The following is a 9,661-nucleotide window of genomic DNA, read 5'->3' as shown; positions in this document are numbered from 1 at the left end:
GCGGGGGCGGCGCGCAACGGCGTGCGCCTGTCGCTGGGGGCGGCGCGGGATCGCGAGTCCTTGAGCCGCGCGTTGCAGGCGCTGGCCGCCACCTTGAAGTCCGGCCCGGCCTTCGCGCACCTGGTCTGAGGCCGTTCAGCCCCGCTTGCGGGCGAACCGGTCCTTGCGGTGAACCTCGTCGATCAGGGGGCGGCAGGTGCGTTCGATCTCGCGGATGGCCGCGTCCACCCGCTGGGCGATCGGGTCGGCGTCGCGCGCGCCCCAGCCGACCTCGCGCTCCATCTGGTCGCGCGCCTGCGCCGCCTCGGGCGTGGGCGAGGGCGTGTCGTCAGCATAGCTGCGCATCAGGTCGCCGGCGCAGCGCACCACGTCGTCGCGCGCCGCCATGATCTCGTCGAAGGGCCGCGCCGCCGGCTCGCCGAACACGGCCATGAAGCGGTAGCGGTTGGCCTGCAGCTCGGAGAACAGGGCCATCTCGCGCGACAGTCGCTCGACCGGGGCGGAGGCCGCCTGGCGCCGGCGCGCCTCGGCGTCGTCGTCGGCCGCGCCGGGGCTGGGGGCGTCGGCGAACACGTCGGGATGGGGAAAGCGGGCCCAGGTCAGGGCGTCGCGGGCCCGGTAGAACTGGGCCAGCACCTCCTCGGCCAGCTCGGTCTTGCGCCGTCCGACCGCCTCGGCCCGCCACGCCCCCAGGCCGCGCAGGCCGACCCAGCCGGCGATCGCTGCGGCAAGGCCCGTGAACAGGTCGCGGAGCGCGGAGGCCCAGGACGGGAAGTCATGCATGGCCGCGCCTCCGCGTGCCCCCGGACGCCAGGCTAACACGCGGGTCCGCCCGGCGCTCGCCTTGAAGGCGGCCGCCCGCAGGGCTACACGCAGCCGCGACAATGACCCCGCGCGACATGGACATTCTGGTCGTCGGCGCCGGCGCGCTCGGCCTGGCGACGGCCGCGGCCTTCGCGCTGAACGGCGCGCGGGTGACGGTGTTCGACCGGTCCGAGCGGCCGGCCAACGCCTCGGCCGTCGCCGCGGGCATGCTGGCCCCGGTCTTCGAAGCCGTGCTGGAGGAAGCCGACGCCGACCGCGCCGCCCTCTACCGGTACGGACGCGACCTGTGGCCGGCTTTCGCCGAGGCCTGCGGGATCGAGCTCACCCGCGACGGGGCCGAATGGGTCGGGCCGGCCGAGCCGCTGGCCGGCCGGGCGCGGGCGTTGGGCTTCACGGTCGAGCCGACGGCGAACGGATGGCGCACGCCGGATGACTGGCGGCTCACCCCGGCCCAGGCGCTCGACGCCATGCGCAGGGCGGTGCTGGCGCGCGGCGGCCGGTTCGTTGCGGCCGGCGTCGCGCGGATCGGGACCGATCCGCTGGAGGTCGTCGACGAGACCGGGCGTACCTGCCCGGGCGACGCGGTGGTCGTCGCGGTCGGCTGGACCGGGAGCCCGCCAGAGGGGCCGGCGGAGCTGACCCGCCTCATGGGCCTGGTCGAGCCGATCAAGGGACAGATCGTGGAGCTGGGCGGCGAGGGCGCCGACGCGATCGGCGGCGTGGTGCGCGCGCCGGGCGTCTACCTGCTGCCACGGGCCGGGAGGGTGATCGTGGGCGCGACCATGGAGCCGGGCGTCACCGACTGCGAGGTCGAGGCGGAGACGGTGGCGCGGTTGCGGGCGGCGGCGGTCGCGGTCGTTCCTGAGCTGGCGGCCGCCGAGGTGGTGCACGCCCAGGCCGGGGTGCGCGGCGCGGTCCCCGATGGTCTGCCGATCGCAGGCGCCGTGCCCGGCGCGCCCGGCGTGTTCGTGGCGCTGGGGCCTCGGCGGAACGGTTGGCTGCTCGCGCCGCTGGCGGCTCGGACGCTGACGGCGGCGGCGGCCGGAGAAACGCCCGGGCCGTACGCCGCCGCCATCGGGCCCGACCGGTTCGGCCTGGCCCGCCCTTAGCGGGTTATTGGAAGCCGAAGCGCAGCGGGATGCTGACCTCGGCGCCTTCGACCGGCGCGCCGTCGACGGTGCGCGGGCTCATCTTAAAGTACTTCGACAGCTTGATCGCCGCGTCGCCGAAGCCGTAGCCGGCCGGGTCCTCGGAGGTGACGGCGCAGTTGCCGACCGAGCCCGTGGCGGTGACCCGGCACTTCATCACCACCCGGCCGCTGACCTCCTTCTCGAGCGCGCCCAGCGGATACCAGCGGGCCATCTGGTCGGAGGTCGGCTTGCTGATCCACTTCGGGTTGGCGATCACCGGCGGCGGGGCGACGGCGGGCTTGGTCTCGACCGAGGCCACGTCGATGTCCTTGCTGGGCGCGACGATTTCCGGGCCGGTCGAATAGACTGCGGGCGGCGTGTCCGGCGGCGTGAACGGCGCAATCTGGGTCGGCGGCGTCGGCTGCGGCGTGGCCTTGTGGATCGGGGTCGGCGGCTTGGGCGGCGGCCGATCGATCGGCTTCTCGACCGGCGGCGGCGGCTTCATGGTGATCACCACCGGCGGGATCGGATCTTCCGTCTGGATCAGCGGCGGCGTCTCGAACTTGCGTTGATAGAGCCAGACCCCGCCGGCGACGTGCAGGGCGGCGGAAGCCGCGATCGCCATCCACATCCAGCGCGGCATCGGCTTGCGAGCGGTGCCCATGTCCAGCGCGTGGACGACAGCGCCTCCGTCGGCGGTCCTCAGCATCATCATGGCCGTCTCCTCGGTGTGCGTTTCCCGCCGTGTTCACCCGGCGTTCCTCGAACATTACGAGTTTGTAAGGTTACGTAGCGGCAGTATTGCGTTCGAAAAGCGGCGGTCCTTAACAGCGGCGTGACGTGGCGTTAGGTCGCCGTTAACCACGCCGACCGAGCTTTCCCTTCGATGACGATAGGCAAGGTGGGATTCGAAGGGGCCGGAGTTGAGGCGGCGATTCGTCGCGCCTCGAACGCCACCGGCGTGGACTTCGAATTTCTTCTGAAGACTGCGAAGCGCGAGAGCGCGCTGAACCCGCGCGCCAAGGCGGGCTCGTCCTCGGCCTCGGGCCTGTTCCAGTTCGTCGACCAGACCTGGCTCGCCACCCTGAAGAAGCACGGCGCCAAGCACGGCCTGGGCGCCTACGCCGACCAGATCCAGCAGGGCGCCGACGGCAAGCTGCGGGTCAGCGGGGCTGCCCGGCGCGCGGTCATGGACCTGCGCTTCGACGCGCACGCGTCCTCGCTGATGGCCGGCGAGCTGGCCGCCGACCACGCCGCCTACCTGCGCGGGCGCACCGGGCGCGAGCCGACCGCCGGCGAGCTGTACGCCGCCCACTTCCTGGGCCCGGCCGGCGCGGCCAAGCTGGTCGAGGCGGCCGATCGCCAGCCCGGCCTGTCGGCCGCGCGCCTGTTCCCCGACGCCGCCCAGGCCAACCGCTCGATCTTCTACCGCGACGGCCGCCCGGTCAGCGTGGCCGAGGTCTACGCCAACCTGACCCGCACCGGCGGCGGCGCGCCCGCGGTCGACCCGGACGCTGTCCCGTCAGGCGAGCCGGAGCTGGACGGCGGGAATTTCATGCTGGCCCAGCGGCTGGACCGCCTGAACTCGGACCGCGACCTGCTGGGCCTGATGCTGGGCGGCGACGGCCAGGGCTCGGCGGCCGACACCCTGTTCACCGCCCAGCTGCTCTCCGCCTTCGGGCCGGACGAGGACGAGCGGGCTTAATCCTCCCCCGAGCGAGCGCAGCGAGCGGTGGGGGAGGGGGACCACGCGTAGCGTGGTGGAGGGGGCTCGCCTTGGCGCGACGGAAACCGCGCACTCCGCTGGAGCCCCCCACGGCGGCTTTCAGCCGCCTGCTCCCCCCAGCGCTGACGCTCGGGGGGAGATCTGGCTCACCTCAGCGAGAAGACCGTGACCACGCCCTCGGCCATGGAGGCGAGCGCCTCCTGGCGACGGAGGTTCCTCGGCGTCTGCCGGCGCGAGGCGGCGCAGGCGGGCGGCTTCGTCGGCGAGCTTCTGCTCGGCGGCTTCGGGCGTCTCGCGCGGGGCGCCGAGGACGGTGCCGCAGTCGCACTGCGCGCCCGTGGTCAGGTACTGGCGCTCGCCCCCGCGCAGCACCTTGCGGACGGAAGGATTGTCGACCGGGTGCGCCTTGCGGCCGTGGCGGGCCATCACCGCGCGGATCGCATCAGCGTCGGCGGTGGGCGCGATCAGGGTGATGAAGTGGCACATGCGGTCAGGGGGGCGACGGGCCCCGAATATGTCAGGCCGACGCCGCCCGGTAGGCGATGGGGGCGCACATGCTGGTCACGTTGCCGGACCGCTCGCCCGCCGCTCGCGCTGCCTTGACCTCCTCGGGCGTCAGGCGACCGCTGGCGATCATCGCTTCCTCGGTGGTCCCCGAGATGTCGCGCACCAGGCCGGTGAAGTGCGCCGCACGCGCGATCTCGGCGCGCAGCATGGCCTGTTCCGCATCGCTGAAGCGGCGCGGCGCCCCGCTCAGGCTGTTGAACACCGACCACGCCTCGACCTCGGCCGACGCGGTGGTCTGGGCGTCCCGCGCCCAGTGCGAGATCTGGGAGTAGCGCGTCACCTGCGCCGGCGACACGTGGGCGGCCGCGCCGGAGGCGACCATGGTGTCCCAGCTGGTGATCTCCCACGAGTGGGGCGCCGGCTGCGGGATCGGCCCGACCGTCCCCAGCTGGCCCCGCCGGGCGCCGTCGTCGACGATGGCGCGCAGCTCGGCCAGGCGCTTGGTGGCGCACGCGGTAGTAGCGGCCTGCTCGGCGCGATGGCGGACGAAGGCGACGTAGTCGGCCTTCAGCGCCCGCTCGCCGATCTCGACCTCGTGTTCGTGCCGGAGGTTCTCGACCATCTGCTCGCCGCTCAGCGCGATCAGGATGCCGACCACGATGACGCCGATCTCGGCGGCGAACTCACGCGCGCCATGCGGCGCCTTCGGCTTATGAACATGCATGCTTCGTCCCCCCGGACTCCGACGACGCTCGTAGCGCAGGCGGCGGCGGCTGGGAAGTCGGGGGGGCGGTGTTCCGCCGATAGGGCCGGGAGAGAAGCGCTACGCCACCTTCTTCTCGCCCCGCGAGCCCGCGCGCGCCGCGTCGGCGACCGCGCGGGCGACGCCGGCGACGGTGACGGGTTTGCGCAGCACGCTGTCGGCGCCGGCGGCGAGCATGGCCTGGGCTTCCTCGGCGTCGCCGCCGATCACCGCCACGACCGGCAGGTTGGCCTCGGGGCCGTCGAGTTCGCGCAGGGCGCGCGCGGTGGTCGGGCCGTCCATGCCGGGCATGCGGCCGTCCAGCATGATCAGGTCGATTTCGCCCAGCGCCAGCAGGTCCAGCGCGCGGCGGCCGTCCTGGGCGTGCAGCACCTTGTGGCCCAGCTGTTCCAGCACGGCGCGCAGCATGGCGGCGTTCAGCGCGTCGTCCTCGGCCACCAGCACGCGCATGGAGCGGGTCTGGGTGATTGGCTCGACGGCCTCGACGGCGGCGGCCTTCGGGTCGAACGGCAGCTCCAGCCAGAAGCGGCTGCCGACGCCCGGCGCGCTGTCGCAGAACACGTCGCCGTTCATCAGGCGGGCGAGGCGGCGCGACAGCGACAGGCCCAGGCCCGCGCCGGGGACGCCCGCGCCGGTGCGCACCACGCGCGAGAACGGCTCGAAGGCCTGGTTGATCTCGCCGGCGGTGAGGCCCGGGCCGGTGTCGGCCACCTCGAAGCGGGCGCGGCCGGGCTGGGCGATGAAGACGCGGACTTCGATGCGGCCGCGCAGGGTGTACTTCACCGCGTTGCCGATCAGGTTGTTGAGGATCTGGCGCACGCGGGCGCTGTCGCCGATCACGGCGCCGCCGCCCGAGAGCTCGTCGCCGACCTGGGCGACCATCTCCAGCCCCTTGGCGTTGGCCGGCGGGCGGTGCAGCAGGACCAGCTCCTGGACCAGGCGGCCGGCGTCGATCGGCTTGGGCGTCAGGGTCAGGCGGCCGGCCTCGGCGGTTTCGGAATCGAGGGTTGCGTCCAGCACCTCGACCAGGTCGCGGGCGGCGTGCAGGGCGGCCTTCAGCTGTTCGCGCGAGGGCGCGCCGCGCGAGCCGGCGCCCAGCGCGCCGGCCAGCACGTGGGCGACGCCCGACAGGCCGTTGCGGATCTCGTGCGACAGGGTGGCCAGGATCAGCGACTTGGAGCGGGTCAGCTTCTTGGCGTCGGCCAGGGCGGTCTCGCGCTCGGCGATCAGGCCCTCGCGCTCCATGGCCAGTTTGAAGTGGCCGCGCAGGTGGCGGTTCAGGATCAGCGCCAGGGCGAGGGCCAGCAGCAGGCCCGACAGCACCATGTTGCGGCTGGTCTCCGGCGCGTGGCTGGCGTCGAGCGCCAGCACCGGGGCGGCGGCGGCCAGCGGGCCAAGCACGGCCAGCGCCGGCAGGTAGGGCGACGAGAAGAAGATGACGCCGGCGGCCGCGCCGCCGCACAGCATCAGCAGCAGGGGCGACAGCAGGCCCGCGGCCTGGGCGTAGGCGCAGGTGGCGTAGAGCGCGCCGACCCACAGCGCCGCGCCGGCGCTCTGCACCACGGCGCGCAGGCGCACGTCGTCCCAGCGGTCCTCGTCCTGGTGCATCCAGCGCATGGCGGCGTAGATGCCGCCCCAGTTCAGGCCGTACAGCAGCACGCAGCCCAGCAGCTGCAGCTTGCCCTGCGCGAACACGCCGACGGCGAGGAACATGACCAGGGCGACGGCGAAGAAGCCGAGGGCGTAGGGCAGGAGCTTCACCTGGGCGTCCAGCGCCTGCCGCGCGACGGCGCGCCGGAATTCGGCCGGGGGCAGGGCGGTGGGATCGACCGACGCGGGTTCCAAAAGCGATCTCCTGACTCGGGTCGAACCTAGGCCCCGACCCTTGCTGTCCGGTTACGGAACACTCGATCGCCGCCGGGAAAGTGGATTTGCGGCTGCGGCGTCAGGCCGCGGCTTATCCCCAAGGAATCTGGGCGGTTGGTTGCGAACGGGTGGCCAAAGGTAAAATTTCATTAGGATTGAACTCGCATTTTCCAGGCGTCTTCCGATCCGAATCAGATTCGGGGCCGCCATGACCTTCGCGCGTCCGCGCCTGTCCGAAGCCGACCTGCGCCGGCTGTCCAAGCACGAAACGCCGGACGCTCGCGCGACCGCGACCCACAAGCTGTGCCGCACGCTGGACCGCATGCCGCTGTCCGAGCGCGACCGCGCCGCCGCCCAGGACATCCTGCGCATTCTGGCCGCGGACGCGGTGGAGCTGGTGCGCCGTTCGCTGTCGGTGACCCTGCGCTCATCGCCGCTGCTGCCGCGCGACGTGGCGATGAAGCTGGCCGCCGACGTGGAGGCCGTGGCCCTGCCGGTGCTGGCGGAATCGCCGGCCTTCACCGACGAGGACCTGATCGAGATCGTCCGCCGCGGCGCGCCCGAGCGCCAGGTCGCCATCGCCCAGCGTCCCAAGGTGGCCGCGCGGGTGACCGGCGCGATCATCGCCTTCGGGGCCGAGCCCGCGGTCGCCGCCGTCTGCGCCAACGACCACGCCGAGACGCCCGGGCAGGCCCTGTCGCTGGCCCTGCAACGCTTCCCGCAATCGCCGGCCGTGGCCCAGGCCGTGGCCGCCCGCTCGGCCGTGCCGCCGCACATCGTCGAACAGCTGGTCGGCCGGCTGGAAGGCGCGGTGCGCGATCAGCTGATCAAGCGCCACGGCCTGTCGCCGGAGCTGTCGCTGCGCCTGGCCGCCGGCGCCCGCGAGCGCGCCACCGCCGACATCGTCGACCAGATCGCCGACGCCCGCGACCTGGCCGCCTTCGCCGCGCACCTGAACAAGCTGAAGCGCCTGAACGCCTCGCTGCTGCTGCGCGCCCTGGCGCGCGGCCAGATGAGCTTCTTCGAGCACGGCCTGGCCGAGCTGGCCGGCGTGCCGCACTCGCGCGTCTGCATCATGGTCCATGACGCAGGTCCCCTGGGCCTGCGCGCGGTGTGCGAGCGGGCCGGCCTGCCGACCCGCCTGTTCGCCGCCTTCCGCACCGGTGTGGACGTGTGGCGTTCGCTGCAGCACGAGGGCCTGGTCGGCGACCGCGAACGCCTGCAGGAGCGCATGCTGCAACGCTTCTTGACCCAGCGCCCCTACGCCCCGCGCGAGGACCTGGAATACCTCCTCGAGCGCCTCGACCGCCGCGAAGACGACCTGCGCCCGCGCCACGCCAACGCGGCTTAGCTCACCCGCTCGCCTGACGCGCCGGCGACCCCACCACCGTCGCCCCTGCCGGCACGTCTCGGGTCACCACGGCGCCGGCGCCGATCACCGCGTCGTCGCCGACGCTGATCCCGGGCAGCAGGATCGCGTTTCCGCCGATCCAGACGTTGTCGCCGACCCGCACCGGGCGGGCGAGTTCGAGCAACTCGCGGCGCAGGGCCGGGTCGCGAGGATGGTCGGCGGCGTAGATCTGCACGCCCGGGCCGAGCTGGCAGAGCTTGCCGATGGTCACCTCGGCGCAGTCCAGGATCACGCAGCCGAAGTTCATGAACGTCCCGGCGCCGACGCGGATGTGGGCGCCGTAGTCGCAGCGGAACGGCGGGCGGATCACCACGCCGTCGCCGACCTCGCCCAGCAGATCGTGCAGCAGCGCGCGGCGGCGCTCAGGCTCGTCCTCGGACGTGGCGTTGTAGAGGCTGAACAGCCGCTGGGCGCGGGCGTGGTCGGCGGCCAGCTCCGCGTCGGGGCGGTAGAGCTCGCCTGCGAGCATCTTCTGCTTTTCGGTCGGGGGCATGGCCGCCCAACGCGGAGGAGAGGGAGGTCGATCCACCGTTCTCCTTCTCCCCTTGCGGGAGAAGGTGGCGCGCGGAGCGCGTCGGATGAGGGGTGTCGGCGGAACGCTTGATCCGACTGGCGCCCCAACGCTTCTCATCCCGATACTTCGGCGCCGGCACCCCTCATCCGACCGGCTCCGCCGGCCACCTTCTCCCGCAAGGGGAGAAGGGCAAAAAGAAACGGCCGGGCGAGGGCCCGGCCGTTCATGTCTCGAACCTGAGAGGAGGCTCAGATCGTCGCCAGGTGCGCGGCGACCTTGCCTTCCAGCTCTTCGGCCAGGGCGCGGCCGACCGGGTGTTCGTCGTCCTTGATCTCGTCGCGCACGGCCGCCTTGATGGCCTCGACGTGGGCGTCGATCAGGTAGACCGGGGCCTTCATCCGCACGTCCGGCTTGTCGGTCATCTTGCAGAGCGAGGCGGCGATGCGGGTGATCAGCGGATATTCGTAGGTCGCGCCCAGGCCCTTCAGGTCGTGGGCGCGCATGTACAGGCCCTCGGCGGTCTGGGTGTTGTAACCCTGGGCCTTGATGGCGGCCTGGGCCGCCTCGAGCTTGGTGATCTCGTCGTTCAGCCATTGGGCGAACTGGGCCGACAGCCCCTTCAGGGCGGCTTCGGCCTTGGCCAGGGCGGCCGGGTCGATGCCGCCGAAGCGGCCGCCGCCGACCTTCAGCCGCAGACTGGTCTGCGGCGGGATGACCTGGGCGGGGTTCGGCTTTTCCACGGCGAACGTCCTTTGCGAACTCTCGCGAGGAGCATGCCGGATAAGGAGTTAGGAAATCCTAACGCCATTCCTCCCCCGAGCGAGCGAAGCGAGCGGTGGGGGAGGGGGACCACCCGGAGGGTGGTGGAGGGGGCTCCAGCGAGGCGCGCCCTTCGGATCGGAGTGAAAGTACGCGGCGG

10 protein-coding genes are annotated in these 9,661 nt (G+C 72.8%); 3 read left to right on the top strand and 7 right to left on the bottom strand.

Annotated elements, in window-relative coordinates; genetic code table 11:
- Positions 1 to 135 precede the first annotated feature (135 nt).
- Entirely contained in the window at positions 136 to 783 is a 648-nt protein-coding gene (locus tag G3573_RS17360; RefSeq protein WP_163262910.1) for a hypothetical protein, read from the bottom strand.
- A 101-nt stretch (positions 784 to 884) separates the two neighbouring features.
- Between G3573_RS17360 and G3573_RS17355 the strand changes: the two genes are divergently transcribed.
- The gene (locus tag G3573_RS17355; RefSeq protein WP_163262908.1) at positions 885 to 1,934 is read left to right on the top strand and encodes an FAD-dependent oxidoreductase; all 1,050 of its coding nucleotides are present in this window, start codon (positions 885 to 887) and stop codon (positions 1,932 to 1,934) included.
- Positions 1,935 to 1,938: 4 nt separating this feature from the next.
- Here the strand turns inward: G3573_RS17355 and G3573_RS17350 are convergent, their stop codons facing one another.
- Positions 1,939 to 2,670, bottom strand: a complete 732-nt coding sequence (locus G3573_RS17350; RefSeq protein WP_163262906.1) for a TonB family protein — start codon at positions 2,668 to 2,670, stop codon at positions 1,939 to 1,941.
- Between the two features lie 171 nt (positions 2,671 to 2,841).
- Between G3573_RS17350 and G3573_RS17345 the strand changes: the two genes are divergently transcribed.
- Positions 2,842 to 3,660 (top strand): transglycosylase SLT domain-containing protein, encoded by an 819-nt coding sequence (locus tag G3573_RS17345; RefSeq protein ID WP_163262904.1) that lies wholly within the window; start codon positions 2,842 to 2,844, stop codon positions 3,658 to 3,660.
- Between the two features lie 120 nt (positions 3,661 to 3,780).
- Here G3573_RS17345 and G3573_RS17340 read toward each other — a convergent pair whose 3' ends face one another.
- From G3573_RS17340 to G3573_RS17330, 3 genes are all read right to left on the bottom strand, one after another.
- Positions 3,781 to 4,167: a hypothetical protein gene (locus G3573_RS17340; protein WP_163262902.1), complete on the bottom strand. Its 387-nt coding sequence runs from the start codon at positions 4,165 to 4,167 to the stop codon at positions 3,781 to 3,783.
- 31 nt (positions 4,168 to 4,198) lie between these two features.
- Positions 4,199 to 4,912: a hypothetical protein gene (locus G3573_RS17335; RefSeq protein ID WP_163262900.1), complete on the bottom strand. Its 714-nt coding sequence runs from the start codon at positions 4,910 to 4,912 to the stop codon at positions 4,199 to 4,201.
- A 99-nt stretch (positions 4,913 to 5,011) separates the two neighbouring features.
- A complete protein-coding gene (locus G3573_RS17330) occupies positions 5,012 to 6,796 on the bottom strand; it encodes an ATP-binding protein (protein ID WP_240454776.1) in 1,785 nt (594 codons plus the stop codon).
- Between the two features lie 229 nt (positions 6,797 to 7,025).
- On the opposite strand from G3573_RS17330, the gene G3573_RS17325 reads away from it, so the two are divergent.
- Complete coding sequence (locus tag G3573_RS17325; RefSeq protein ID WP_163262898.1) at positions 7,026 to 8,168, top strand: DUF2336 domain-containing protein; 1,143 nt, start codon at positions 7,026 to 7,028, stop codon at positions 8,166 to 8,168.
- Position 8,169: 1 nt separating this feature from the next.
- Here G3573_RS17325 and G3573_RS17320 read toward each other — a convergent pair whose 3' ends face one another.
- Together G3573_RS17320 and G3573_RS17315 are read right to left on the bottom strand one after the other, a co-directional pair.
- The gene (locus G3573_RS17320) at positions 8,170 to 8,721 is read right to left on the bottom strand and encodes a sugar O-acetyltransferase (RefSeq protein WP_163262896.1); all 552 of its coding nucleotides are present in this window, start codon (positions 8,719 to 8,721) and stop codon (positions 8,170 to 8,172) included.
- A gap of 269 nt (positions 8,722 to 8,990) precedes the next feature.
- Positions 8,991 to 9,482, bottom strand: coding sequence for an Hpt domain-containing protein (locus G3573_RS17315; RefSeq protein WP_163262893.1), 492 nt, complete (start codon positions 9,480 to 9,482; stop codon positions 8,991 to 8,993).
- Positions 9,483 to 9,661 lie beyond the last annotated feature (179 nt).

The sequence above is a fragment of the Caulobacter sp. 17J65-9 genome (genome assembly GCF_010975005.1).
In the GTDB taxonomy this organism is placed as follows: domain Bacteria; phylum Pseudomonadota; class Alphaproteobacteria; order Caulobacterales; family Caulobacteraceae; genus 17J80-11.
The sequence above is the reverse complement of the archived record's forward strand: the minus strand, read 5'-3'. Positions and strand labels throughout refer to the sequence as shown.